Here is a 26,997-nt window from a genome sequence, read left to right as displayed (position 1 = left end):
GCCGTACCTGTTTTGCTGAGGGTGATTTCCAGAAGGCTGATATGATATTTTACAGGAACTCACAGAAAGTATTCAGAAGGGTTGGAGAGTAGGAACGCCGGCAGCTGGCCGTAATTCAGTTTAAGTGACTGCAGATGCAGTAAATCAGGTGGTACCGCGGATCATGATTCGTCCTGAATTGATGAACTTCAATTCGGGGTGTTTTTATTTTATGGCAGAAAGGCAGCCCGGTGAAGTGCTTATCCTGTTAAGCAGGGTCATGAAAAAGAAAAGAAAGAGGAGAAAGAAATGGAATTATCAACACTGTATCGTGAAAGAACACTGGACAGGCTTTCCGAAGATGATATCGGTAAGGTTCTGAAGGTAGCCGGCTGGGTAGAGAATATCCGTGACCATGGTGGTGTGTCCTTCATTGATTTAAGAGACATGTACGGCGTACTGCAGATCGTTATGAGGAATACCGACCTGCTGAAGGGAATCAGTAAGGAAGACTGTGTGACGATCACGGGAGAGGTAGAGAAGAGAGATGAGGAAACCTACAATCCAAAGATCCCTACAGGAACGATTGAACTGGAGGCACACTCTATCGAAATCCTCGGTAAGGTTTACAAGCCGCTGCCGTTTGAGATCGCAGCCTCCAAGGAGATCAGAGAGGACTTACGTCTGAAATACCGTTACCTTGACTTGAGAAACAGAAAGGTTTTGGATAACATGATCTTCCGTTCCGAGGTGATCGCATTCCTGCGCCAGAAGATGACGGAGATGGGATTTATGGAAATGCAGACCCCCATTCTGTGTGCTTCTTCTCCGGAAGGCGCAAGAGACTACATCGTTCCGTCAAGACATTACAAGGGTAAGTTCTATGCACTGCCTCAGGCACCCCAGCAGTATAAGCAGCTCCTGATGGTATCCGGAATTGATAAGTACTTCCAGATCGCACCCTGCTTCCGCGATGAGGATGCAAGAGCAGACCGTTCTCCCGGAGAATTCTACCAGCTTGATTTCGAGATGAGCTTTGCTACCCAGGAGGATGTATTCCGGGTAGGTGAGGAGGTTCTGACAGCCACCTTTGAAAAATTCGCACCGAAGGGCTTCCAGGTTACACAGGCACCTTATCCGGTTATCAGTTATAAACAGGCCATGCTGGAGTTCGGCTCCGATAAGCCTGATCTTCGGAACCCGCTGAGAATTATTGATTTGTCCGAATTCTTTGACCGCTGTACCTTCAAGCCGTTCCAGAACAAGACAGTAAGAGCTATTAAGATCCACGGACATCAGTCCAAGGGCTTCCATGAAAAGATGCTGAAGTTTGCTACCGGAATCGGCATGGGAGGACTTGGCTATCTGGAGGTACAGGAGGATCTGTCCTATAAAGGGCCGATCGACAAGTTTATCCCGGATGATATGAAGGTAGAGCTCCGTGAAAAAGCAGGGCTTGAAGCAGAAGATACCATCTTCTTTATCGCAGATAAGGAAGAGCGGGCAGCAGGCTATGCCGGACAGATCCGTAATGAGCTTGGTGCCAGACTGGACCTTTATGAGAAGAACGCATACCGTTTCTGCTTTGTCAATGACTTCCCGATGTTTGAGCTGGATGAGGAGACGAAGAAGATCGGATTTACCCATAATCCCTTCTCCATGCCGCAGGGAGGACTGGATGCACTTTTAAATAAGGATCCGCTGGAAATACTGGCATATCAGTACGATATTGTCTGCAATGGAGTAGAGCTTTCTTCCGGAGCAGTCCGTAACCACAGCATTGACATCATGGTCAAGGCCTTTGAGATCGCAGGCTATGATGAAGAAGTACTGAAGCAGAAGTTTGGAGCACTCTATCAGGCATTCCAGTTTGGTGCACCGCCGCATGCAGGCATGGCACCCGGGGTAGACCGGATGATCATGCTTCTGCGCAATGAGGAGAATATCCGGGAGATCATTGCCTTCCCGATGAGTGGTACAGCACAGGACCTGATGTGTGGGGCACCGAATGAGGTAACGGAGCAGCAGCTTCGCGAGGTTCATATTAAGGTAAGAGCGTAGGACTCAAAAGTGAGGAATCATAATGAAATCACGCAGTGATATAAAAATATTTATTGTAGGAGGAGGCGAGATTGGCCGTTCGCTTGCCGGACAGCTTTCCAGGGATGGATATGAACTGACCCTGATCGACAGAAACCAGGATGTGGTAAAGAGCCTGAGCAACAGCTTTGATATTATCTGCTTTGAAGGTAATGGCGCTTCCTATACCACACTGCAGGAGCTTTCCGCAGGCAAGGCAGATATCTGGATTGCCGTGACAGAGTCCGATGAACTGAATATACTAAGCTGTATGACAGCCCATATGATGGGAGCCAAGCATACCATTGCCCGTATCAGGGACGTGGATTATGCAAGGCAGAATCATTTTTACAAGGATAAGCTGGGGCTTTCCATGATCATTAACCCGGAGCTGGCAACGGCTCTGGAGATCTTCCGGCTGCTTCGTTTCCCGCTGGCAACCCGTGTGGAAACCTTTGCAAGAGGCAGAGCGGAGCTTGTCCAGATCAATGTCCGGAATGAAAGCCCGCTGATCGGCCATTCCCTGATCGAGATGAACCAGGATATGGGGATCAACCTGCTGATCTGTGCGATCGTCCGGGACGGGGAGGCCTTTGTGCCAAAAGGAAATACGGTGATCAGCAGAGGGGATATCCTGTATATGACAGGTGCTGCGGATGAATTCCGTAAATCCTTCAAAAAGATCAAGCTTCCGGTAAAGCCGCTGCAGTCCGTTATGATCGCAGGAGGCGGACGGATAGCTTATTATCTGGCAGAGGCAGTGCTGGAGCAGGGGGCGAAGGTAACCCTGATCGAGAAAAATAAGGTGATGGCAACAGAGCTTTCTGAAGCCGTGGAAGGGATCAACGTGGTATGCGATGATGCGCTTGCCTATTTTGATTCCATGTCCCAGTCGGATATCGAGAATACAGACGCATTTATTACGATCACAGATAATGATGAATATAATCTGGTGGCAGCCATGTATGGGGAGTCCCAGGGTATCAGCAAGGTGATTTCCAGGATCGCAGCCAAATCAAGGCTTAAGGTGCTGCCGGAGGGGAGCAAGATCTGTACGATCTCAAGAGAGGATGTTGCAGCGGATAGAATTCTTGGCTACAGCAGATCTCTTCTGAATGCAGAGGATAATGATGCGGTGGAATCTCTGTACCGTCTGATGGATGGCAGACTGGAGATCATCGAGTTTAAGGTGGATGACAGGGATCTGAACCTGAATACCCCACTGAAGGATCTGAGAATGAAACAGAATATGCTGATCGGCTGTATTATCCGTGATTTCCGGATCATCATTCCCAGGGGTGATGATGTGATCCTTCCAGGAGATACGGTACTGGTAGCTGTCATTGACAGACAGATCGCAAGACTGGAAGACATATTTGCTTCCTAGGAGCAGAGAAATGAATAAAAGAAAAATAGTCAGTTTTATTGGAAGAATCATATTGATTGAAGCGGCTCTCATGGTACTGCCGCTTCTTGTTGCCTTGTATTATGGAGATGGAGATGCATGGGTTTTTGCTGTTACGATCCTGGCGGCACTGATCCCAGGGGTACTTATGGCAAGAGTCAGGCAGTCGGACAGAAGACTCAGCAGCAGGGATGGATACTTTATCGTGGCGGCGACCTGGATCATCATTTCCCTGATCGGTGCCATGCCGCTGTATATGGCAGGGGGATTCCGTTCCTACTGGAGTGCCCTGTTTGAGATCGCATCCGGTTTCAGCACCACAGGCGCTTCTGTGCTGGCGCAGCCGGAGCTCCTTGGACATGGCGTTCTGTTCTGGAGAAGCTTTACCCATTGGATCGGTGGTATGGGTGTCCTGGTATTTGTAATGATGGTCATGCCTATGGAAAATGACAATTCCATGCATCTTGTACGTGCAGAGGTGCCGGGACCTACTGCAGGCAAGCTGGTGCCGAGAATGCGGACTACATCTATGATCCTGTATGGTATATATGCAGCCATGACGATGATACTGCTTGTTTTGCTCCTGCTTGGGGGAATGCCGTTATTTGATAGCTTCTGTATAGCCTTTGGAACAGCAGGAACCGGTGGATTTGCAGTGTCGTCAGCGGGCGTGGCCGGTTATCACAGTGCTTATATTGAGATCCTGCTTGGAATTTTTATGCTGTTATTTGGCGTAAACTTTAATGTATACCATCTTCTGCTTCTCGGCAAGGTAAAGGATGCACTGAAATCGGAAGAGGTAAAAGCTTATCTTGGAATTGTAATTACAGCCACTGTATTGATTTCTATCAATACCTTCAGCCGGGTGACAGGACTTGGAACAACAGTCAGGAATGCATTTTTTCAGGTGGCTAGTATTATGACCACATCCGGTTTTGCCACGGTGGACTTTAATTTCTGGCCTGAATTTTCCAAGCATACGCTTGTACTTCTAATGATTATCGGTGCCTGTGCCGGATCTACCGGAGGTGGCTTCAAGGTATCAAGACTGATCATCCTGTTAAAGGCCATGATGGCAGAGGTAAGGCATATCATTACGCCGAAGGCGATCAATCCCGTGAGGATTGATGGTAAGCCTATTGATAAGGAAACACTGAATTCCATCAGGATCTACGCAGCAGCTTATCTGATCCTGATCTGTCTGTTTACCTGGATCCTTTCCCTGGATGGCAAGGATCTGACGACCAATGTGACAGCAGTGCTGTCCTGCTTTAACAATATAGGACCGGGACTTGGCGGTGTAGGTCCCATGAATAACTTCGGGATTTACTCTGACTGGGCACAGGTACTGCTATCCCTTTGTATGCTGACAGGAAGACTTGAGATATTCCCTATGCTGCTTCTGTTTGGAAGATCCATGCATACCAGATAGAAAAGGCAGAAAAAAAGCCCATGGGATTGCTATTTTCCCGCAAATGTGCTATGATTTCTTTATTGTGATTATGTTATAAATTTAACAAATAAAAATAAGAGGTGTGAACAAATGAGCAAGAATTTTGATGATTTATTGTCCAAGGTGTCAGAGTGCAGTAAGAAGATTCTGTCCGTTGCAGTGGCACAGGATAAGGCTGTGCTGGAGGCAGTTAAGGCTGCAAAGGAGCGTGGTATTGCAGATGCGATTCTGGTTGGTAATGAAGCAGAGATCCGTGAGATCGGAGCCTCCCTTTCCATGAATATGGATGAATATGAAATCATCAATGAGCCTGATGTAGTAGAGGCTTCCTTAAAGGCAGTTTCTCTTGTACACGATGGCAGGGCAGATATGTATATGAAGGGTCTTCTGGATTCCAAGACTTTCTTAAAGAGCGTGCTGAACAAGGAAGTCGGGCTTCGTACCGGACAGCCTCTTTCCCATGTGTGTGTATTTGAGATTCCCGGGATCGACCGTCTGCTTTTCTTTACAGATGTTGCATTTATGCCTTACCCCACATTAGAGGATAAGAAGTTTATCATTAAGTATACTGTAGAGGTAGCAAAGGCCTGCGGCGTAGAGTGTCCGAAGGTAGCTCCCCTTGCAGCGGTAGAAGTAGTAAATCCCAAGATGCCTGTTACCGTAGAGGCGGCAGAGCTGACAAGAATGAACGAGGAAGGCGAGATCAAGGACTGTATCGTAGACGGACCGCTTTCTCTTGATATTGCCATTGACAGGGCAGCAGCAGAAGAAAAGGGAGCCATGGATCGTAAGATCACAGGCGATGCCGATATCCTTCTTTTCCCCGATATCCATGCAGGAAATCTGGTATATAAGGCAATCGTTCATCTTGTAAAGGTAAAGAATGGCTGTATCCTGACAGGAACCAAGGCTCCTGTTATCCTGACATCCCGTTCTGACACATTTGAAACCAAGGTAAATTCCATTGCACTTGCTGCAGTGGTAGCAGAAGAAATGAAAAAGAATCAGTAGGAGGTAATCATGTCAGTTAAGAGCTTAATCATCAATCCGGGTTCTACTTCCACCAAGATCGGTGTATTCGAAGATGAGACCCTGTTATTTGAAGAAACCCTTCGTCATTCTACCGAAGAGATCGCACAGTATGCGTCTATCGTAGACCAGAAGGATTTCCGTAAGCAGATCATTCTTGACCTGCTGAAGGAGAAGGACTTTGATATCAGATCCCTGCAGGTAATTGTAGGCCGTGGTGGTATGTTAAAGCCAATCCCGGGTGGCACCTATGCAGTCAGTGATGATCTGCTTCATGACCTGAAGATCGGTAAGCAGGGACAGCATGCATCCAATCTTGGCGGCATTCTGGCAAGAGAGATCGGGGACGAAATCGGTGTTCCTTCCTATATCGTTGACCCTGTCGTAGTAGATGAGCTGATGCCTATCGCAAGATATTCAGGTGTACCGGAGCTTCCAAGAACGAGCGTGTTCCATGCCCTGAACCAGAAGGCTGTAGCCAAGAGATATGCGAAGGAGAAGGGCGTTTCCTATGAATCCCTGAATCTGATCGTAGTACATATGGGCGGTGGTGTTTCTGTAGGCGCCCATGAAAAGGGACGTGTCATTGATGTATTCAATGCCCTTGATGGAGACGGTGCTTTCTCACCTGAGAGAGCCGGAGCAGTTCCTTCAGGCGCACTGATCAGGATGTGCTTCTCAGGTGAATATACCGAGAAGGAAGTTTACAAGAAGATCGTTGGCGGCGGCGGATTCAATGCATATCTTGGAACCAATGATATGCGTGATGTTGCCAAGATGATCGATGAAGGTGATACACATGCTGATGAGGTAAGAGAGGCATTTATCCTTCAGGTCTGCAAGAATATTGGTTCCATGTCCTGCGTATTAAAAGGCAAGGTAGATGCGATCATCGTTACCGGTGGCATTGCTTACAATAAGGCAGTGGTTGACAAGATGGAAGAGAGAGCCGGATTTATTGCTCCATTCACCGTATATCCCGGAGAAGATGAGCTGCTTGCCCTGGCACAGGGTGCGCTCCGTGTATTAAACGGCGAAGAAAAGGCAATGGAATATTAATCCGTTCCGTAGCAGGAAAACAGGAAAATACAGAGGACACAGTGGTCTAAGCTGTGTCTTCTTTTTTACGAATAAACGGAAGAACAGGAGGAAAGAGAATAAATGCTTTTATTTACATGTGATTATCTGGAGGGAGCCCATGAGAAGATCCTGCAAAGGCTTGCAGAAACCAATCTGGAAAAGATGCCGGGATATGAGAACGATCCTTACTGTATCAGCGCTGCTGAGAAGATCAGGGCAGCCTGTGAATGTCCGGAAGGAAGCGTATTCTTTACTGTAGGAGGGACACAGACCAATGCAGTAGTGATCTCTACGATGCTGCAAAGCTGTGAGGGAGTGCTGGCAGCGGATACCGGTCATGTGAATGTGCATGAAGCGGGTGCTATTGAATACACAGGGCATAAGGTGCTGTCACTTCCTGCATATGAGGGGAAGATGAAAGCACCTGACCTGAAGGATTACCTGGTGAATTTTTATAAGGATCCCTCCCATGAGCATATGGTGATCCCGGGAATGGTATATCTGTCTTATCCCACAGAATATGGAACCCTGTATACGAAAAAGGAACTGACGGATATTTATGCGGTGTGCAGGGAATATCAGATTCCTCTTTATGTAGATGGGGCAAGGCTCGGTTACGGACTGATGAGCGCGGCAGCCGATCTGACCCTGCCGGAGCTTGCCAGACTCTGCGATGTCTTTTATATAGGGGGTACCAAGGTTGGGGCACTTTGCGGAGAGGCAGTCGTATTTCCAAAGGGGAATGAGCCGAAGTACTTTATTACAAAGATCAAACAGCGTGGTGCCATGCTGGCCAAGGGAAGACTGCTTGGCGTACAGTTTGATACCTTATTTACGGACGGACTTTATTTTAAGATCAGTGCACATGCCATCGGCATGGCAGAGATGCTGAAAAGGGAACTGAAGGATATGGGCTATACCTTTTATCTGGATTCCCCGACCAATCAGCAGTTTCTTGTGCTGACTGATCAGGAGGCAGATACACTGACAGCAAAGGGGGCAGGCTATGATCTCTTTGCCAGAGTAGATGAAAACCATGTGGTCTGCCGCTTCTGTACAAGCTGGGCAACCAGAGAAGAGGATATGAGGGAGCTATTGCAGATCCTGAAGGAATGCAGGCTGGCTTCCATAAGCTGAAAAAGAAAAATCGAAGTGGATCAGCCTTTGACACAGATTGACAGAAAATTGTATACTGGTATAAAATGAGTTAAACAACAGAGGGGAAAAGGAGAATCTGATAAGATGAGTGATAAGAATAACATTCCTTACAAAATTTATTTGGAAGAAAATGAAATGCCAGACAGCTGGTATAACGTGCGGGCGGATATGAAGAATAAGCCGGCGCCATTATTAAATCCAGGCACGCAAAAGCCCCTGACATTTGAAGAGATGAGAGGAATCTTCTGCGATGAGCTTTGCAAACAGGAGCTGGATGACACCACTCCCTATTTTAAAATTCCGGATGAAATCCGTAAGTTTTACAGAATGTACCGTCCTTCACCGCTTGTCAGAGCCTACTGTCTGGAGGAAAAGCTGCAGACACCGGCAAAGATTTATTATAAGTTCGAAGGAAATAATACCAGTGGAAGCCATAAGCTGAATTCAGCCATTGCGCAGGCTTATTATGCCAAGAAGCAGGGACTTAAGGGTGTGACTACAGAGACCGGAGCCGGTCAGTGGGGAACAGCGCTTTCCATGGCCTGTGCCTATCTGGATCTTGACTGTAATGTATATATGGTAAAGTGCTCTTATGAACAGAAGCCCTTCCGAAGAGAGGTTATGAGAACCTACGGGGCGAAGGTGACACCTTCTCCTTCAGAAACAACAGAGGTAGGAAGAAAGATCCTGAGGGAATTCCCCGGAACAACAGGCAGTCTTGGATGTGCAATCTCTGAGGCAGTAGAAGCAGCAATCTCCAAAGAGGGTTACCGTTATGTATTGGGATCTGTACTGAACCAGGTACTGCTTCACCAGACAGTGATCGGTCTGGAGGCCAAGGCGGCTATGGATAAATATGGAATCAAACCGGATATGATCATTGGATGTGCTGGTGGAGGATCAAACCTTGGTGGGCTGATCTCTCCTTTTGCAGGTGAAATGCTAAGAGGTGAGGCAGATTATGATATTGTCGCAGTGGAACCGGCCTCCTGCCCAAGCCTTACGAGAGGAAAATTTGTATATGATTTCTGTGATACAGGAAAGGTATGTCCTCTGGCGAAAATGTACACACTGGGAAGCGGCTTTATCCCGGCACCGAATCATGCAGGCGGACTCCGCTATCATGGCATGAGCTCTATCCTGTCACAGCTTTATCATGATGGATACATGAGAGCCATGAGTGTGGAGCAGACAGCGGTATTTAAGGCAGCAGAGCAGTTCGCAAGAGTAGAAGGCATCCTTCCTGCACCGGAAAGCTCCCATGCGATCAAGGTGGCGATCGATGAAGCACTGAAATGCAAGGAGACCGGAGAAGAGAAAACAATCCTCTTTGGACTTACCGGAACAGGTTACTTTGATATGATGGCTTATGAACGCTTCAATAATGGAGAGATGGTGGATTATATTCCGACAGATGAGGAGCTGGCAAAGGGATTTGCCGGGATTCCGAAGTTCCCTGGGAATGAGTTTTAAATCAGAATGATAAAGAGCAGTCCGGCAGATTATCTGCCGGACTGGATCGCACTGCGGCAAAAGGGTAGATGTCACTTAAAGCGACCCAACGCAGGCGGAGAATCCTGCAAGCAGGATTTTTCTTACAGGATCATAAATTTTTAAGTCTGGATAATTCTGCCTGCAGAGCAGCAATAGTGGCAGCGCTTTTGGAGAGAAGAGAGTCCTTTTCAGCGAGGGCGGAGTCTTTTTCAGCGATCAGAGACTCTTTTTCAGCAATAGTAGCATTCATTTCAGCAATAACAGCCGTGTTCTCTGCAATTGTGGCATTCTGTACATCCACTTCCTTCTGCAGTTCATCGATCATATATCTGACAGTATTCCTGTCCATTTCCCGTAATTCCTCAGAAAAGAAACCCATAATATTCTCCACATTCCGGCACATCTGATAGAGTGTCTCATACATTGGCTTGAACTGTGGGAAGCTGGTGATAAGCCGGATAATTTCATCCGGGTCATCTATAGATAGAAATATCATCCAGGCTTCCAACAATGTAGTTACCTTTTTATTGTGCATTTTTGAACGGAAAATGTCAAGACTTATAAAAATATAATCCTGCAGAAGATCCATGGAAAGTCCGGAATCGAAGGATACTTTGGAACGGTGGATCCAATGGTCAGGACATTTCTTTAATTCATCCGGGCTTTTTTCGTATAGAACAATCAGATAAACCTTGCTGATGTTGCGGTAGGAGAAAGTGTCCCTGCCGGTAACGGAATCTATGGAGCGTTGTCTTACCCGTTTATACTGGCGCAGGAGCATATCTGAGGAATAGCAGGCACACCTTGCTCCAGGAAAAGCGTAACCAATTTTCTGGACTTCGATATTTGCAAGAGAGCCGTCCTCAAGTTCAACGATAATGTCTGTGATCAGCAGGGAGCTTTCGTCAGAAAGTCTGGTGGAATCATTGGGAAGCACCTCTTTGATTCTGACCTTGCGGTTTAGCAGGGCGGTCAGGAAGGATTCCAGTCTGGCAGGGTCATACTCCGGGTTCATGACCTCCTTGAAGAAGGAGTCATACAGAACCTTGATGCCTCTGGCACCGGAGCAGAAATCGAGGAATTCCTTCTGCTGTAGGACAGTCCAGCTTTCAAAAAGCTGCTGCATTCTTGGATTTGTGTAGATTCGCTGGAGAATTTCTTCTCTGCTCTGGATCATTGGAAAATAAGATTTTAGTAGATTTGTGGCCATAGACAGCCCTCCTTATGTGAAATAGACGTGTGTTTTTGCATGCAGAATAGACGAGACCATGGTGGTCTGAAAACTGTTGCTATTATATCCAAAAACAAAAGTGAATAGTTACATCATGCAGACCTGTTCTGAAAACATTCGGCGAAGTGCCATAAGATAAAAATAATAGAATCAACATGATCTTCCTGAAATCCCGGAAACGGGTGGGAATGAAGCAAGTATAACACAGGTGATGGCAGGGAGCAAGTGTAAAGATGGCAAATTTCCTGTTATGAGTATAAATTTTATAAAAATTTCAGGAATCCTTATGAGTTCTTCACAGAGTGGCAGTTGAATAAACGAAAGGAATCTGTTACAATAAAAATTGCAGTTTTTTGCCTCAGTGAGAGGAAAACTTTTCCGGTCAGGATGAGAGAGGGCAGGATTTACCGTTTTCACAGGATCGGAGAGAAAGGCAATGGTACAGATATGAATTTTGTGCAGAAGATTTTTGGCACCCATAGTGAAAGAGAACTGAAGAGGATAGAGCCGATTGTACAGGCGATTGAAGATCTCCGCCCTTCCATGCAGGCTCTTTCTGATGAAGAATTAAAAGGAAAAACAGAAGAATTTAAAAAGAGACTTGCTGCAGGAGAAACATTGGATGATATTCTTCCAGAGGCATATGCAACGGTCAGGGAAGCTGCGAAGCGTGTCCTTAATATGGAGCATTTCCGTGTTCAGCTGATCGGTGGTATTATCCTGCATCAGGGACGTATTGCCGAGATGAAGACCGGTGAAGGTAAGACACTGGTATCTACGCTTCCTGCTTACCTGAACGCGCTGGAAGGAAAAGGTGTTCATGTTGTTACTGTGAACGACTACCTGGCAAAGCGTGATGCGGAATGGATGGGAGAGGTACATAAATTCCTTGGACTCAGCGTAGGTGTTGTATTGAACAGCATGAAGCAGGATGAAAGAAAAGCAGCTTATGCCTGTGATATTACTTATGTGACAAACAATGAGCTTGGCTTTGACTATCTGCGTGATAATATGGTCATTTATAAGGAACAGCTTGTTCTTCGTGAACTGAATTATGCGATCATTGATGAGGTTGACTCCGTCCTGATCGATGAAGCAAGAACACCCCTTATCATTTCCGGACAGAGCGGCAAGTCAACCAAGCTTTATGAGGTCTGTGATATCCTCGCCAGGCAGATGCAGCGTGGTGAAGATATGGAAGACCTGTCCAAGATGGATGCCATCATGGGCATTGAAAGAGAAGAGACGGGCGACTTTATTGTCAATGAAAAGGACAAGATCGTGAACCTGACAGCCCAGGGTGTTGCCAAGGTAGAGCGTTTCTTCCAGATCGAGAACCTGGCTGATCCGGAAAATATAGAGATCCAGCATAATATCAATCTGGCACTGCGTGCCAACAACCTGATGTTCCGTGACCAGGACTACGTGGTCAAGGATGATCAGGTACTGATCGTTGATGAATTTACCGGTCGTATCATGCCGGGGCGTCGTTATTCTGACGGTCTCCATCAGGCGATTGAAGCCAAGGAGCATGTAAAGGTCAAGAGAGAAAGCAAGACACTGGCGACCATTACCTTCCAGAACTTCTTTAACAAGTTCCATAAGAAGGCAGGTATGACCGGTACTGCCCTGACAGAAGAGAAGGAGTTCCGTGATATTTATGGCATGGACGTTGTAGAGATTCCGACCAACAGGCCAATCGCCAGAATCGATCAGCAGGATGCTGTTTATAAGACAAAGAAAGAAAAACTCCATGCTATTGTGGAGGCTGTCAAGGAGGCTCATGAAAAGGGTCAGCCTGTACTGGTTGGTACCATCAATATCGATGCATCTGAAGAACTGAGCCGTCTGCTTTCCAAGCAGGGTATCCAGCATAAGGTGCTGAACGCAAAGTTCCATGAACTGGAAGCAGAGATTGTAGCAGATGCCGGTGTACACGGAGCAGTTACGATTGCTACCAACATGGCAGGACGTGGTACGGATATCAAGCTTGATGATGCAGCAAGAGCCGCTGGTGGTCTGAAGATCATCGGTACAGAGCGTCATGAATCCAGACGTATTGATAATCAGCTCCGTGGACGTTCCGGTCGTCAGGGCGATCCCGGAGAATCCAAATTTTATATTTCACTGGAAGATGACCTGATGAGATTGTTCGGATCTGAACGTCTGATCAATATGTTTAATACACTGGGGATTCCGGAAGGACAGGAAATCGAGCATAAGGCACTGACCAATGCCATTGAATCTGCCCAGAAGAAGATCGAAAGTAATAACTTTGGCATCAGAAAGAATCTGCTTGAATATGACCAGGTTATGAATGAGCAGAGAGAGATCATCTATGAAGAAAGACGTCGTGTACTGGATGGAGAAAGCATGCGTGATGCAATCTACAAGATGATCACTGATATTGCAGAAAATGCGGTAGATATTTCTATCGGAGATGATACAGACTTCGATGAGTGGAATCTGGAAGAACTCAACACCCTGCTTCTTCCGACCATTCCGTTAAAGCCGGTGAACCGTGGAAGGATCCATACACCGAAGAAGAATGCGCTGAAGCAGCAGCTGAAGGAAGAGGCTGTCAGGCTTTATGAGGCAAAGGAAGCAGAGTTCCCGGAGCCGGAGGCCATCAGAGAGCTGGAGCGTGTGATCCTGCTTAAGGTGATCGACCGGAAATGGATGGATCATATTGATGATATGGAACAGCTCCGCCAGGGAATCGGTCTGCAGGCATATGGACAGAGAGACCCGCTTGTAGAGTACAAGAGAAGCGGTTATGACATGTTTGATGAGATGACCCAGAATATTAAGGAAGAGACTGTCCGTGTCCTGTTCCATGTACGTGTAGAGCAGAAGGTAGAGAGGGAAGAGGTAGCCAAGGTGACCGGTACCAATAAGGATGATTCTCTTGGCGAGGCACCTGTAAAGAGAGAAAATGCCAAGATTTATCCCAACGACCCCTGCCCCTGCGGAAGTGGTAAGAAATACAAGCAGTGCTGTGGACGCAAAGCCTGATCAGGCTTGTGATAAAGAATTCAAAATAAGAAAGAGGTGAACGTTAAGTGGTAGAATTAGACCAGATGAAGACAGAACTTCAGGCATATGAGACCCCTTTAGCGGAAGTGAGGGATTCACTTTGACTTAGCTAATAAGTCAAAGAAGATCGAAGAACTGGAGCGTGAGATGGAAGCGCCCGGCTTCTGGGACAACCCGGAAGTATCTAATACCAAGATGAAAGAGCTGAAAAACTTAAAGGATCTTGTGGAAACCATGGATCATTTAAGAGATCAGTATGAAGACATCATGACCCTGATTGAAATGGGCAATGAAGAGGAAGATCAGGAGCTGGCAGCTGATATCCGAAATGAGCTGGATGAGTTCATAAAGACCTTTGAGGATATCCGGATCAGTACCCTGCTTTCTGATGAATATGACAGCTACAATGCGATCCTTAAGCTGAATGCTGGTGCCGGTGGTACAGAAAGCTGTGACTGGTGCGGCATGCTTTATCGTATGTATACCAGATGGGCGGAAAAGAAAGGCTTCAGTGTAGAAGTACTGGATTACCTTGACGGTGAAGAGGCCGGGATCAAGTCCGTTACCTTCCAGGTAAATGGAATCAATGCCTATGGCTATCTGAAGTCAGAGAAGGGAGTACACAGACTGGTGCGTATTTCCCCGTTCAATGCACAGGGAAAACGACAGACCTCCTTTGTATCACTGGATGTTATGCCGGATATTGAGGAGAATCTGGATGTGGAGATCAACGAGGATGACCTCCGGATTGATACCTATCGAAGCAGCGGAGCCGGTGGACAGCATATTAACAAGACATCATCGGCTATCCGTATTACCCACATTCCTACCGGAATCGTAGTACAGTGTCAGAATGAGCGTTCCCAGTTCCAGAATAAGGACAAGGCGATGCAGATGCTGAAGGCCAAGCTGTATATGCTGCAGAAGGAAGCCAATGCAGAGAAGCTTTCTGATATCAGAGGCGAAGTGAAGGAGATTGGCTGGGGAAACCAGATCCGTTCCTATGTATTGCAGCCTTATACTATGGTAAAGGATCACCGGACAGAGGCAGAAACCGGAAATGTGGATGCTGTTCTGGATGGGGGAATCGATCTGTTTATCAATGCCTATCTGAAGTGGATCAATGTAAAACCAAATACCGAAGGATAAAAAATCTGCTGGCAGAAAGAGAATTTCTGCCAGCAGATTTCTGCTTAAAGTGATCAAAATCAGTTCTGCTTTACAAGATCAAGATAAAAATTGGCTTTGGTAGCCTGCATATAAGGCATCAGCCATAAGAGACCGATCCCACAGGTCAGTACACACAGCAGCATCAGCGGGACAAAGGTCAGATCAATATAGAACAGGCGTCCCTTGCTGCCTTTCATCATATCACGGCTTTTCCTGAGCGCTTCCCTGGCGCTGCAGTCCGGAAAATCAAGGAGCAGATAGTAGCTCTGGGAATAGGTAAGCATCAGAAGCATACCGATGACAGCACAGACTACTGTCAGCAGGGAAAACAGAAGCATGCCATATCCATTTAACAGTGTTTCCTGCGGAAGCAGAGAGAGCAGGAAAACGGGTAAATTCAGGAGATAGCTGATCAGGGAAAAAACAACCGCTACCCGGATGATCCTGTCGGGAGTCTGTTTAAAACCATAGAAGAGATCACTGAGGACAGGCTGCTGTCCGCAGGATGTTTTCAGGTAAATATAAGTTTCCCCATAAGAGAACAGGCCACTGAAAATGCTGATCAGGAAAGAAACAGCAAAATAAATGATATATTCGATGACAGATCCCGGATTCAGAAAAAGGGAAGTGATGCCGCTCAGTGCAGAAACGCAGAGTGCATGGATAGCATAGGTTCCGGCAAGGGTGCCGTATTTGCCAAGTAACTGTCCTTTAGCCTGTGATTTCAGGCTGGTAGAGGATAGATAATTTTTCATAAAAATAAAACTCCTGTTTATACCGCTACATCCAGATTCTGCCCGATCAGTGCTGCTGCATCTGCAGACTTCTTATTCTGCTGATAGGGATTGGATTCATCGCTGTAGCTTATTTTAGTTGAGGTTGTGCTGCCTGCTGTGTAGCTTCTGCCGCATTCGGGGCAGATGGCAGTCCGGAGGGATACAGTAGCGGAGAGAACCTTGCCGTTTCCCTGTGCAGCTTTCTTATAGGCATTGCTGACATGCTCCTGCTCGTGGGCACGGACACGGGAAGCCGAAGCCTGCGGTGAAATATGGGAAGCGGATTTAAAGGAGACCATCTCATCAGAGCCATCCTGATACTTCCGGTTCTTACAGGTTTCACATTCTGCCGGAGAAGATCTGCGTCCCGGACTTACTTTCGTGGATTCACCGGGGTTGACGATAATACCGCCAGATTTTTCATCGTCTGCGCTGGCTGTGCCGCCTGCCGCTGCAGAGCCAAATGGTGAAATATCCACACCATATCCGTATCCATATCCATATTCGTAACTGCCGACTGCACCAATACCCATCATGGAAATGTCTCCTTTCTGTCATATTCCTGTTAAAAATCTGTTATGCTCCATGTACCTGCCGGAAGGGGCAAGAGCAATGGAAAAGCTGTATTTACTGCTGGAACAGAACGGTATATTCCTTCATCATATCCTCGAAGGAGGTACCATAAATATCTTCTGTGGATTCCCCGTAGGTATCTTCGATCAGTTCGTCATACTGCTGGCCGATACCGATCAGAAGATCTGGATTCTGCAGCAGAAGGGCTATAGAGGAGATCAGAATGCCAACGGTCATAACGAGACTGCCGATACCGCAGATGATGCCAATCTTCGCCTGGGTCAGCAGCTTTTTGCCATAGCCTTTGGAAAGCAGGGCAAAAAGGATCGCAAGACCACCGCAGATAAAAGGCAGGATCACTGTCATGATCGTGAAAAAGGATGCCAGCCCAAGGAGCAGGGAGGCAGTTGCCATGGCCATGCCTGGATTGCGGCAGGAATAATCGACTCCGTTATATCTGTTTGGATCATTGCTCTGAAAATTGAAATCCATAGAAAATCTCACTTTTATCTCTTAATAGTTTAGTGATTCTATTATAGCGCCAGTTGGAAAAGAAAACAAGGAGAACAGGTTCTTGAAAAAAGAACCGGCTTTTTGTATGATGATAGAAGTGAGGACTTTCGCATGCGGGGAGAAAGAGCTCCGGATTGAAAGAACAAATTTGCAGTCAGGAAAAGGAAAAACATATGGATATCATCAAAAAGATCAAAGAAGAACTCAAGGTAGAAAAGTGGCAGGTAGAAGCGGCAGTCAAGCTGATTGATGAGGGGAACACGATTCCCTTTATCTCCAGATACCGGAAGGAAGCTACCGGTTCACTGAATGATGAGCAGCTTCGTGACTTATATGAGAGATTGAACTATCTCCGTAATCTGGAGGAGAAGAAGGAGCAGGTGCTTGGCAGTATTGAGGAGCAGGGACAGCTTACTGAGGAGCTGAAGGCCAAGATCCTGGCGGCGGAGACTCTCGTGGTGGTGGAAGATCTGTACAGACCCTATAGACCAAAGAGAAAAACAAGAGCCAGCGTGGCAAAGGAAAAGGGGCTGCAGCCGCTTGCAGAGTTTATCCTTGAGCAGAATACAGATAAGCCGCTGGAAACAGAAGCAGAAAAATATGTGGATGCTGATAAGGGTGTTACAGATGTCAGGGAAGCACTGCAGGGTGCCAGGGATATTATTGCAGAGAGTATTTCCGATGAGGCAGATTACCGTATTTATATCCGAAATATCACTATGGAGGAAGGCTCTATCAGCAGCAGTGCCAAGGATGAGAAGGCAGAAAGCGTCTATGAAATGTACTATGACTATGAGGAACCACTGAAGAAGGCAGCAGGTCACCGTATCCTGGCACTGAACCGTGGAGAAAATGAGAAGATTCTGACTGTAAAGGTCAATGCGCCGACAGAACGGATCCTTCAGTATCTGAATAAGAAGATCGTGACAGCAGAGAATCCCTATACCACACCTGTACTGCAGGAAGTGATCGAGGATGCTTATGACAGACTGATCGCACCGGCAATTGAAAGAGAGATCCGGAATGATCTCACAGAAAAGGCAGAGGACGGTGCCATTTCTGTATTTGGCAAAAATCTGGAGCAGCTGCTGATGCAGCCTCCGATCGCAGGAAAGGTGGTACTTGGCTGGGATCCGGCATTCCGTACCGGCTGTAAGCTGGCTGTTGTAGATCCTACCGGAAAGGTACTGGATACGAAGGTCATTTATCCTACAGCACCACAGAATAAGGTAGAGGAGGCAAAGAAGGAGTTAAAGCGTCTGATCAGCAAATATCATGTATCCCTGATCAGTGTGGGAAATGGAACTGCCTCCAGAGAATCAGAGCAGGTGATCGTGGAACTGATAAGGGAGCTGGATACTCCTGTTCAGTATGTGATCGTGAATGAAGCGGGCGCATCTGTTTATTCTGCAAGTAAGCTGGCTACTGAAGAATTCCCGAACTTTGATGTGGGACAGAGAAGCGCAGCTTCTATCGCAAGGAGATTGCAGGATCCGCTGGCAGAGCTTGTCAAGATAGATCCTAAATCTATCGGTGTCGGACAGTATCAGCATGACATGAACCAGAAGAAGCTTGGAGAAGCATTGAGTGGTGTAGTAGAAGACTGCGTAAATAAGGTAGGCGTAGATTTAAATACTGCTTCTGCTTCACTGCTTGAATATATTTCCGGTATTTCCAAAGCTATTGCAAAAAATATCGTGGAGTACAGGGAACAGAATGGCCGCTTTACAGATAGAAAGCAGCTTTTAAAGGTGGCAAAGCTCGGTCCCAAGGCCTATGAGCAGTGCGCCGGATTTATGAGGATCACAGACGGGGACAATCCGCTTGATGCGACCAGTGTCCATCCGGAAAGCTATGGGGCAGCCATGCAGCTTCTCGACAGACTGCATCTGACCATGGATGATGTACGGAAACTTCAGAAGGAAGCCGCTGCACAGAAGAGCACAGGCAGCAGGGCAGGAAACAGCAGTGGAAATGCAGGAGCCGGAGCTGGCAGCAGACAGAAGAAGCAGAAGGTTGTGATCCGTAATACAGGAACGGCCATGGGAATGGCGCTTGCTGCAGCCATGGGCGGTATGACATTGGAAGCTGAAGATCAGGGCAGCAGATCTTTCAAGAACCATGAGAAAAACAGAAACAATGGAAACATTGCAGCAGCTTCTGGAAATGCAGCGGGAAGCAACGTTGGAACACTGGAAAAGAAGATCACGGATAAGAAGAAGCTGGCAGAGGAGCTTGGCATTGGTGAGATCACTCTGACAGATATCTTAAAGGAGCTGGAAAAGCCGGCAAGAGATCCCAGAGAAAATATGCCGCTGCCGATCCTTCGCAGTGATGTCCTTGATATGAAGGATTTAAAGCCTGGCATGATCCTGAAGGGGACTGTGCGGAATGTCATTGACTTTGGTGTGTTTGTGGATATCGGTGTTCATCAGGATGGTCTGGTGCATATTTCCCAGATCACAGATAAATATATCAAACATCCACTGGAGGCAGTGAGTGTCGGGGATATTGTAGAGGTACAGGTACTTTCCGTGGATGTACCGAAGAAGAGGATCTCCCTGACCATGAAGATCAATCAGAAATAGAAAGCAGGTGACGGATTGGGGACAGAAGAGCAGAAGGATGAGAAGCCTCATAAGAGAAGAGTGCGTTACAGTGGGACACATCCCAGAAAATTCAGTGAAAAATATAAGGAACTCAATCCGGAGAAATATCAGGATACGATAGAAAGGGTGATCAGAAAGGGCAGTACACCGGCGGGAATGCACATTTCCATCTGTGTACAGGAGATCCTTACCTTCCTGCAGATAAAACCGGGTATGAAAGGACTGGATGCTACCCTTGGATATGGCGGACACAGCCGGAAGATGCTGGAGGCACTGCAGGGAAGGGGACACCTGTATGCACTGGATGTAGATCCGATCGAGATCGTGAAGACCACAAAAAGGCTCAGGGAGGCAGGATTTTCAGAAGAGATCTTTACTCCCATTTCCGAGAACTTTGCTAATGTTGACAGGGTGGCAGAGCAGTACGGTTCCTTTGATTTCCTGCTGGCAGATCTTGGTGTATCCTCCATGCAGATCGATAATCCGGAGAGGGGATTTTCCTATAAACAGGAAGGACCCTTAGATCTCCGGCTGAACCCACAGAACGGTGAGCCTGCATCAGAACGCTTACGGAAAATGAACCGGGAAGAGATCGAGGGAATGCTGATCGACAATTCTGACGAACCCTATGCGGCAGAAATCGCAAGGGCTATCGCCGGAAGAAACCGCAAAGGGCAAAAGATAGATACCACCACAAAGCTGGCAGAGCTGATCGGGGAAACACTTGCTTTTCTGCCTGAAAAGGAACGGAAGGAAGCAGTGAAGAAATCCTGTGCCCGTGTGTTTCAGGCACTCCGTATAGATGTAAACAGTGAGTTTGAAGTACTGGAAGCCTTTCTGACAAAGCTCCCTTCCTGTATGGCACCTGGTGGAAGGATCGCTATCCTGACCTTCCATTCCGGGGAAGACAGGCTGGTGAAGCGTGCCTTCAAGGAAGGGAAGAAAGCAGGGATCTACAGCGAGGTCGCTGAAGATGTGATCCGGCCTTCCAGCGAGGAATGCGCAAAGAACCCAAGGGCGAAATCCACCAAGATGCGCTGGGCGGTCCTGGCAGAAGAATGAGTTTATAAATCAATATCCAGCTCAACAGGGCAGTGATCCGAACCGAAAACCTCGGTATGGATGGCTGCCTTTTTTAATTGCGGAGCAAGGCGCTCTGAGGTAATAAAGTAGTCAATACGCCATCCGGCATTCTTTTCACGTGCTTTGAAACGATAAGACCACCAGGAGTAGATCCCCTCGGCAGCAGGATAAAAATAACGGAAGGTATCAGTGAAGCCGGCCTGCAAAAGGGTTGTCATTTTCGCCCGTTCCTCATCTGAAAAGCCAGCATTCTGGCGGTTGCTTTTGGGGTTCTTTAAGTCAATCTCTTCATGGGCCACATTCAGGTCACCGCAGAGGATCACAGGCTTTTTCACATCCAGAGATTTTAAATAGGCGAGGAAATCATCCTCCCATGTCATACGGTAGGGAAGTCTTGCCAGCTCATTCTGGGAATTAGGTGTATAGCAGGTCACCAGATAGAAGTTGTCATATTCCAGTGTGATCACACGGCCTTCCTTGTCATGCTCATCGATGCCGATCCCATAAGAGACAGAAAAGGGCTCCTTCTTTGCAAAAATGGCTGTACCGGAGTAGCCTTTTTTCTCTGCATAATTCCAGTACTGATGGTAGCCGGGGAGGTCAAGAGCAATCTGCCCCTCCTGCAGCTTTGATTCCTGAATGCAGAAAAAATCCGCATCCACAGAGTGAAAATAATCAAGAAAGCCTTTCTGCACACAGGCACGAAGACCATTTACGTTCCAGGAAATAAATTTCATAATAATGTCACCTCACAGCATGATAATGAAATTATGCACAAAAACAGGCTGGTGGTCAATGGGAACAGGATGGTAGTTTACAAAATGTAAAATATAGTTGACAAAAAGAAAAAGAAATATTACTATATCTATGACGGATACAGAAAAAATTGCCTGTTCGGTTTGTAACGTCAGATTACAACATCCGGAAGAGGAGAGAGATAATGATATGAAGAATAAACGGATGAAAATTGCGAGGATTGAAAAGGATCTGTCCCAGGAGCAGCTTGCAGAGAAGGTAGGAGTGACCAGGCAGACGATCGGAATGATTGAGGCAGGGAAATTTAATCCGTCCCTGCAACTCTGTATTGCGATCTGCAGGGCACTTGACAGAACGCTGGATGGACTTTTCTGGGAAGATGAGGAGAGAGAGGAGTAAGTGAAATGAAACTTTGGAAGAAATTATTTGCGAAGCAGGCTGATGAAAGACAGCAGCAGGAAATATACAGAGTAGAGCATACGTGCTTCTGGATCACCTACTGGCTTTTGCTGATCAGTATTATTTATCAGAGAAATATCAAAGGGATGCCCTTTGAGCAGATCCAGGGGGAATGGATCACATTTATGATAGCGTCTATCTGCGTGGTGGTTGGCTGTATGTGGAAGGGTGTCTGGAATTTCCAGCACAGGAAAGTGCCGGGTGTGAAGGCATATCTGCTGTACAGTCTGACAGGCGCTGTCCTTGGGGGGATCCTGTTTGGTGTCTGCACGGCGGCGCAGAACCCTTATGTGGAAAAGGTGTCTGACAAAGTGATGGTCGGACTGATCGCAGGGGCGTGTGATGGAGGCATCATTTTTGTGCTCTGTTTTGTGGCTTTTCTGATCGTGGGAAAGGTGACAAAGCTCAGGGAGCAGAAAATAGAAAATGAAATGCTGGGAGATGACGAGGATGAATGAGAATAAACAGGTGAAACTGTTCTTTGGTGTTAATTTCGGTCTGACACTGGTAATGGGAGTACTGATGGGGATCGGTTATTTCCTTGGAAGGGATATCAGCAGCTTTCCGGCGGCACAGATGCTGTATCCGGCAGCGGGAGTTATGGCAGTGCTGCTTGCAGCAAGAGAAAAAGAGCAGAAGCTGCCGATGAAGTTTTTTGTGACATATTTTGTGGTGCTGGCACTTACCGTGATCTGCGCTGTACTCAGCATAATTATTCCGCTTGGCAATGTGATAGGCGTAGGGGAAGGCTGGTATGTGATCCAGAACTACGTGTTTATCGTTGGAGGTGTAGCTGCGCTTGTCCTTCTCCTTCTGGAAAAGAGGGAAATAAAAGAAGCGGCAGGGTTGAATTTTAGAGGACATCAGGTGAAGGCTTCCTTCCTGATCATGCTGCTGTTTCTGCTGCTTTATGTGGTAAGACTGCTGCTCAGTTATCTTCTGGAGGGGCAGATCAGGGAATTCGGTTCTCTTTTTGCAGACCCGTCTCTTTACATCATGCTTCCGGTGCTTGTGATCAATTACTTCCTGAGTTATATCATCTTTTTCGGAGAAGAGTATGGCTGGCGTTATTTCCTGCAGCCCGTTCTGCAGAAACGGTTCGGATTAAAGGGCGGTGTCCTTCTGCTTGGTGTGATCTGGGGACTGTGGCATCTGCCGATCAATCTGTTTTATTACAGTCCGGATACGTGGCTGCAGAGCATCCTGATCCAGATCATTGCCTGTATCTGCTATTCTGTATTCTTTGGCTTTGCCTATAGCAGAACCGGGAATATCTGGACTGCAGTAGTGCTTCATTACATCAATAACAACGTGATCGCCGTACTGACGGGCAGTGCAGACTTTGGAGGCCGCATTTACAGCTGGAAGGATCTTCTGATGGTTCTTATTGTAAACGGGATTGTGTATCTGCCATTCCTCTTTACAAAAGAGTATAAAGAGGAAAAATAAGCTATTTTTTCAGCACCTTTGATTTCTTTTATAGACAATCCATGCAAAGACAGCAGTCAGCAGCTCAGTTGCGGGGAAGGCGGCAAATACACCTTCGGCTCCGTACAGGCGGCTGAACAGGAAAGCAGCCGGAATGATGATCACAGCATATCTTGACAGGGAAATGAGCAGAGAAGCCATTCCCTTGCCAAGAGCCTCCAGCGCGCCGCAGCAGGTGACTGACACCGCTGATACGATAAAGCCAAGGCTGATGATATGAAGGGCTTTGATACCGATCTGGATAGTTTCCTGATTTTCCGTGAAAAGGCCGATCATCTGACCGGGGATCAGGAAGGAAAGCAGGGTACCAACAGCCATGACACCTGCTGTCAGGGCAAGGGTGGTACCAAAAATCTGCTGAATCCGTTTCTTTTCCCCGGCACCGTAATTAAAGCTGATCAGTGGACGGATGCCCTGGATGATACCGTTAGCAGACAGGTAAATAAAGGTCTGCAGCTTGTAATAGGCGCCGAGCACCAGGACATAGGTTCCAGAGAAAGCAGACAGGATGCCGTTCAGGGAAGAGATCAGGAGGGACGGCAGGGCCATATTCAGGGAAGCCGGGATACCAACGGCATATAGCTTTTGCAGCAGTGCTCTGTTCCATACAATATTTTCCCTTGCAAAGGAAACCGGCAGTGGCCGGAAAATGCAGAACACAACATAAACAAGCAGTGTGATGAACTGGCCGATTCCGGTAGCATAGGCAGCACCTGCCATTCCCATTTGGGGGAAAGGACCGATCCCGAAGATCATCAGCGGATCCAGTATAATATTGGCGATAAAGCCGCACATCATACTGATCATGGATACCTTCATGCGTCCAACAGCCTGAAATACCTTTTCCAGAGAAATGCCAAGCATGATGATGACGGAGAACAGGAAGGCGCGGTTCGCATAGGTCAGCCCCATGGAAAGGATCTCTTCATTGTCAGTAAACAGAGACAGGAATTTTGGCATGCCAAGAAGACAGATGACCATTAATATAAGGCCGTGGATAATGCTGAGTACCATACCGGTTGCAGCAGCCTGATCGGCCTGCTTCTGATCCTGTGCACCAAGACAGAAGGCGATCCTTGCATTCATACCGATACCAAAGCCCACCGCAATGGCTGTCATCAGGTTTTGGACGGGATATACCAGAGAAAGGGCTGTCATGGCATTTTCACTGATTCTGGCTACAAAGTAGCTGTCCACGATGTTGTACAGGGAATTGACCGCCATGGAGAGTACCATGGGCAGCGCCATGGAGATCACAAGCGGCAATATTTTCTTTTCTTTCATAAAATTCTGATCCATTTTCTTTCACTCCTGTAATTTCCAATTTTTTCCACAAAAAAAGCCATACAGTATAGGCTACTGTGTGGCGAAAAGAAGATCACTCTTGAAAAATCCACACCCCGCAGGGTTTTATGCGGCTTACTATAACATATGTTCCCGGGACTGTCAAGAAAGGTGGAAAGTAAGGAGAAGTTCTGCTATAATGATGCGTACGAAAATCAGACAGGAGGGTGTCAGGATATGATCACCATTGCCATTGTAGAAGATGAAGAAACTTACGCAAAGCAGCTTACTGAATATATTGAGAAATATCAGCAGGAATCCGGCAGACGGTTTAGGGTGATCCGCTTCACAGACGGGGATGAGATCGTGGAAAAGTATACCGGAGAATATGACATCATCCTGATGGATATCCAGATGCAGTTTATGGATGGCATGACAGCAGCAGAGGAAATACGGAAGCTTGATACTAAGGTTGTGATCATGTTTATCACCAACATGACAAACTATGCGATCCGTGGCTACGAGGTGGATGCCATGGACTATGTGCTGAAGCCAGTGACCTATTTTTCCTTTGCAAGAAAGTTAGAGCGTGCGATCAGCAGGATCCCACAGAAGACTGGCTGGCCGGTGAAGGTGAATACACAGGAGGGAGTCGTAAGGCTGGATGCCACTTCTATTTATTATATCGAAAGCGAAGGCCACAATCTGATCTATCATACAGAAAACGGAGACCTGAAGGAGAGAGCCAGAATGCAGGATGCGGAGGAAAGGTTTGTGCCGCTTGGGTTTTTCCGCAGCAATAAAGGGTATCTTGTGAATCTGGAATATGTGGACGGCGTCAGGGATGGCTGCTGTATGATCCTGGGAGAGGCGCTTCTGATCAGCCGGGCAAGAAAAAATGATTTCATGGCAGCACTGGCAGAATATATGGGAGAACATTAATCATGGAAGAAATACTGACAGGTGCCTATCAGGATATACCAAGATATTATACGGCGATCGCAGAATGGCTGTGCTGTATGCTGTTCTGCTTTTTCTACAGAAGAAAAGTAAAACCGGTTGTTTTTACAGGGATTGCGGCTGCAGTGCTTCTGCTGCTGACAGGCTGGCTGATGCTTACGGGAGAGGTTCCGACACTTCTCTGGATCCCTTGTATGGTAATCGCCATTTTAATCATGCTTCTATTTCTCTGGCTGATCATGGATATTACCTGGAAAATGGTGGCTTACTGCTGTATGAAAGCATTTCTGGCGGCGGAATTTATGGCCTCCCTGGAGTGGCAGCTGGAATACTTTGTGCACAGTGGCAGGGAAGAGAGAGGGATTTTCAATGTACTGGCGCTAATTTTTGTTTATGGCGCAGTGGCACTGGTGCTCTTTATCATAGAATCCAGGATGAAACGGGATGAGGTAGAACTGGAGATCAGTGTCAGGGAGCTTAGCAGTACCCTGCTGATCGTACTCAGTGCTTTTATGCTCAGCAACTTAAGCTTTGTGTACCGCAATACCCCTTTCAGCGGAACCATTGCATCCGATATTTTCACGATAAGGACGCTGGTGGACTTTGGAGGACTGGCGATCCTTTATGCCTATCAGAGTCTTCGTTATGAGGTGAGCGCGGAAAAGGAACTGTCAAAGATCCAGAGCATGCTGACCGCCCAGTATGACAGCTACCGGAATTATCAGGAGGTTACCGACCTGATCAATATGAAATACCACGACCTGAAGCATCAGATTGCGGGACTTCGGGCAGAACAGGATCCGGAGAAACGGTCACAGTGGATCGACCAGATGGAAGGAGAGCTTTCAGCATACCAGCCGGAGCGGCAGACCGGCAATCAGGTACTGGATGGGGTGTTAGATGGAAAGATGCCGCTGATCCACAGTCATCAGATCACTTTTACCTGTGTGGCAGATGGAGAGCTTCTGAAGTTCATGCATGTGACGGATATCTGTACGATTTTTGGTAATGCGCTGGACAATGCCATTGAGCATGTGATCCAGGTTCCGGATCCGGAAAAAAGGATTATTCACATGGAGGTGTCTTTGCGGAAACAGTTTATTTATGCAGAGGTCCGTAATTATTGTAACGGGGAGGTAAAGATAAAGAATGGCTTTCCAGTAACAACAAAGCAGGATGCTGCCAATCATGGATTTGGAATTAAAAGTATCAGCTATACAGTGAAAAAGTATGGAGGAACCATACAGTTTGGAGTAAAGGATCACTTCTTTTCCATGCGGATCCTGATACCAACCTCAATAGTTTTTTGAAATTCCCGTGTGAGGGGGAAAGTTGATTACAAACAGAATAAATTACAGCAGTGAAAGTGACGATACAAATGC

22 protein-coding genes and 1 other annotated feature (1 of these 23 only partly in view) are annotated in these 26,997 nt (G+C 47.0%); of the genes, 16 read left to right on the top strand and 6 right to left on the bottom strand.

What is annotated here, in order from left to right; genetic code table 11:
- Nucleotides 1–179 (top strand) — a binding site (T-box leader); it begins 114 nt to the left of the window's first position.
- A gap of 109 nt (nucleotides 180–288) precedes the next feature.
- The 7 genes from aspS to OCV77_RS00080 all read left to right on the top strand — a co-directional run bounded on the left by aspS (nucleotide 289) and on the right by OCV77_RS00080 (nucleotide 9,656).
- Nucleotides 289–2,040 (top strand): aspartate--tRNA ligase, encoded by a 1,752-nt coding sequence (gene aspS, locus OCV77_RS00110; RefSeq protein WP_262572210.1) that lies wholly within the window; start codon nucleotides 289–291, stop codon nucleotides 2,038–2,040.
- 22 nt (nucleotides 2,041–2,062) lie between these two features.
- Nucleotides 2,063–3,445, top strand: a complete 1,383-nt coding sequence (trkA, locus tag OCV77_RS00105) for a Trk system potassium transporter TrkA (RefSeq protein WP_118798381.1) — start codon at nucleotides 2,063–2,065, stop codon at nucleotides 3,443–3,445.
- Nucleotides 3,446–3,455: 10 nt separating this feature from the next.
- Nucleotides 3,456–4,895: a TrkH family potassium uptake protein gene (locus OCV77_RS00100; RefSeq protein WP_262572206.1), complete on the top strand. Its 1,440-nt coding sequence runs from the start codon at nucleotides 3,456–3,458 to the stop codon at nucleotides 4,893–4,895.
- 111 nt (nucleotides 4,896–5,006) lie between these two features.
- The gene (gene ptb, locus OCV77_RS00095) at nucleotides 5,007–5,927 is read left to right on the top strand and encodes a phosphate butyryltransferase (protein ID WP_118798383.1); all 921 of its coding nucleotides are present in this window, start codon (nucleotides 5,007–5,009) and stop codon (nucleotides 5,925–5,927) included.
- 9 nt (nucleotides 5,928–5,936) lie between these two features.
- The gene (gene buk / locus OCV77_RS00090) at nucleotides 5,937–7,004 is read left to right on the top strand and encodes a butyrate kinase (RefSeq protein ID WP_118798384.1); all 1,068 of its coding nucleotides are present in this window, start codon (nucleotides 5,937–5,939) and stop codon (nucleotides 7,002–7,004) included.
- Between the two features lie 102 nt (nucleotides 7,005–7,106).
- On the top strand, nucleotides 7,107–8,162 hold the full coding sequence (locus OCV77_RS00085) for a threonine aldolase family protein (RefSeq protein WP_262572201.1): 1,056 nt from the start codon (nucleotides 7,107–7,109) through the stop codon (nucleotides 8,160–8,162).
- A 105-nt stretch (nucleotides 8,163–8,267) separates the two neighbouring features.
- A complete protein-coding gene (locus OCV77_RS00080) occupies nucleotides 8,268–9,656 on the top strand; it encodes a TrpB-like pyridoxal phosphate-dependent enzyme (RefSeq protein WP_262572198.1) in 1,389 nt (462 codons plus the stop codon).
- A 130-nt stretch (nucleotides 9,657–9,786) separates the two neighbouring features.
- Here OCV77_RS00080 and OCV77_RS00075 read toward each other — a convergent pair whose 3' ends face one another.
- Nucleotides 9,787–10,887: a PD-(D/E)XK nuclease family transposase gene (locus OCV77_RS00075; protein ID WP_262572194.1), complete on the bottom strand. Its 1,101-nt coding sequence runs from the start codon at nucleotides 10,885–10,887 to the stop codon at nucleotides 9,787–9,789.
- A 468-nt stretch (nucleotides 10,888–11,355) separates the two neighbouring features.
- Between OCV77_RS00075 and secA the strand changes: the two genes are divergently transcribed.
- Complete coding sequence (gene secA / locus OCV77_RS00070) at nucleotides 11,356–13,923, top strand: preprotein translocase subunit SecA (protein ID WP_262572735.1); 2,568 nt, start codon at nucleotides 11,356–11,358, stop codon at nucleotides 13,921–13,923.
- 47 nt (nucleotides 13,924–13,970) lie between these two features.
- A protein-coding gene (gene prfB, locus OCV77_RS00065) for a peptide chain release factor 2 (protein ID WP_262572191.1) occupies nucleotides 13,971–15,093 on the top strand; the annotation gives its coding sequence in 2 pieces (ribosomal slippage) (nucleotides 13,971–14,045 and nucleotides 14,047–15,093; 1,122 coding nt in all).
- A gap of 59 nt (nucleotides 15,094–15,152) precedes the next feature.
- Here the strand turns inward: prfB and OCV77_RS00060 are convergent.
- From OCV77_RS00060 to OCV77_RS00050, 3 genes are all read right to left on the bottom strand, one after another.
- Entirely contained in the window at nucleotides 15,153–15,869 is a 717-nt protein-coding gene (locus OCV77_RS00060) for a DUF975 family protein (protein WP_262572189.1), read from the bottom strand.
- Between the two features lie 17 nt (nucleotides 15,870–15,886).
- Nucleotides 15,887–16,426: a hypothetical protein gene (locus OCV77_RS00055; protein WP_262572187.1), complete on the bottom strand. Its 540-nt coding sequence runs from the start codon at nucleotides 16,424–16,426 to the stop codon at nucleotides 15,887–15,889.
- A 91-nt stretch (nucleotides 16,427–16,517) separates the two neighbouring features.
- Nucleotides 16,518–16,955: a hypothetical protein gene (locus OCV77_RS00050; protein WP_262572186.1), complete on the bottom strand. Its 438-nt coding sequence runs from the start codon at nucleotides 16,953–16,955 to the stop codon at nucleotides 16,518–16,520.
- A 194-nt stretch (nucleotides 16,956–17,149) separates the two neighbouring features.
- On the opposite strand from OCV77_RS00050, the gene OCV77_RS00045 reads away from it, so the two are divergent.
- Nucleotides 17,150–19,564 carry a Tex family protein gene (locus tag OCV77_RS00045; RefSeq protein ID WP_262572184.1) on the top strand — a complete coding sequence of 805 codons (2,415 nt, stop codon included), beginning with the start codon at nucleotides 17,150–17,152 and terminating at the stop codon, nucleotides 19,562–19,564.
- A gap of 15 nt (nucleotides 19,565–19,579) precedes the next feature.
- Nucleotides 19,580–20,647 (top strand): 16S rRNA (cytosine(1402)-N(4))-methyltransferase RsmH, encoded by a 1,068-nt coding sequence (gene rsmH / locus OCV77_RS00040; RefSeq protein ID WP_262572182.1) that lies wholly within the window; start codon nucleotides 19,580–19,582, stop codon nucleotides 20,645–20,647.
- Between the two features lie 2 nt (nucleotides 20,648–20,649).
- Here rsmH and OCV77_RS00035 read toward each other — a convergent pair whose 3' ends face one another.
- Nucleotides 20,650–21,405: an exodeoxyribonuclease III gene (locus OCV77_RS00035; protein ID WP_262572181.1), complete on the bottom strand. Its 756-nt coding sequence runs from the start codon at nucleotides 21,403–21,405 to the stop codon at nucleotides 20,650–20,652.
- Between the two features lie 208 nt (nucleotides 21,406–21,613).
- On the opposite strand from OCV77_RS00035, the gene OCV77_RS00030 reads away from it, so the two are divergent.
- The 3 genes from OCV77_RS00030 to OCV77_RS00020 are packed head-to-tail and all read left to right on the top strand — an operon-like array spanning nucleotide 21,614 to nucleotide 23,332.
- On the top strand, nucleotides 21,614–21,823 hold the full coding sequence (locus OCV77_RS00030) for a helix-turn-helix transcriptional regulator (protein WP_118798403.1): 210 nt from the start codon (nucleotides 21,614–21,616) through the stop codon (nucleotides 21,821–21,823).
- Nucleotides 21,824–21,828: 5 nt separating this feature from the next.
- Nucleotides 21,829–22,341 (top strand): DUF6773 family protein, encoded by a 513-nt coding sequence (locus OCV77_RS00025; protein WP_262572178.1) that lies wholly within the window; start codon nucleotides 21,829–21,831, stop codon nucleotides 22,339–22,341.
- Nucleotides 22,334–23,332 carry a CPBP family intramembrane glutamic endopeptidase gene (locus tag OCV77_RS00020; protein ID WP_262572177.1) on the top strand — a complete coding sequence of 333 codons (999 nt, stop codon included), beginning with the start codon at nucleotides 22,334–22,336 and terminating at the stop codon, nucleotides 23,330–23,332. The genes OCV77_RS00025 and OCV77_RS00020 overlap by 8 nt, the downstream gene beginning before the upstream one ends.
- Nucleotides 23,333–23,341: 9 nt before the next feature.
- On the opposite strand, the gene OCV77_RS00015 is transcribed toward OCV77_RS00020, so the two are convergent.
- Complete coding sequence (locus OCV77_RS00015; RefSeq protein ID WP_262572176.1) at nucleotides 23,342–24,670, bottom strand: MATE family efflux transporter; 1,329 nt, start codon at nucleotides 24,668–24,670, stop codon at nucleotides 23,342–23,344.
- 156 nt (nucleotides 24,671–24,826) lie between these two features.
- On the opposite strand from OCV77_RS00015, the gene OCV77_RS00010 reads away from it, so the two are divergent.
- Entirely contained in the window at nucleotides 24,827–25,597 is a 771-nt protein-coding gene (locus OCV77_RS00010; RefSeq protein ID WP_317246606.1) for a LytR/AlgR family response regulator transcription factor, read from the top strand.
- A 2-nt stretch (nucleotides 25,598–25,599) separates the two neighbouring features.
- Nucleotides 25,600–26,925 carry an ATP-binding protein gene (locus OCV77_RS00005; protein ID WP_262572174.1) on the top strand — a complete coding sequence of 442 codons (1,326 nt, stop codon included), beginning with the start codon at nucleotides 25,600–25,602 and terminating at the stop codon, nucleotides 26,923–26,925.
- The last annotated feature ends 72 nt before the right edge of the window (nucleotides 26,926–26,997 follow it).

It is taken from the genome of Suilimivivens aceti (assembly GCF_025567405.1).
Lineage (GTDB): Bacteria > Bacillota > Clostridia > Lachnospirales > Lachnospiraceae > Suilimivivens > Suilimivivens aceti.
This window is presented reverse-complemented; position numbering and strand designations above follow the sequence as displayed.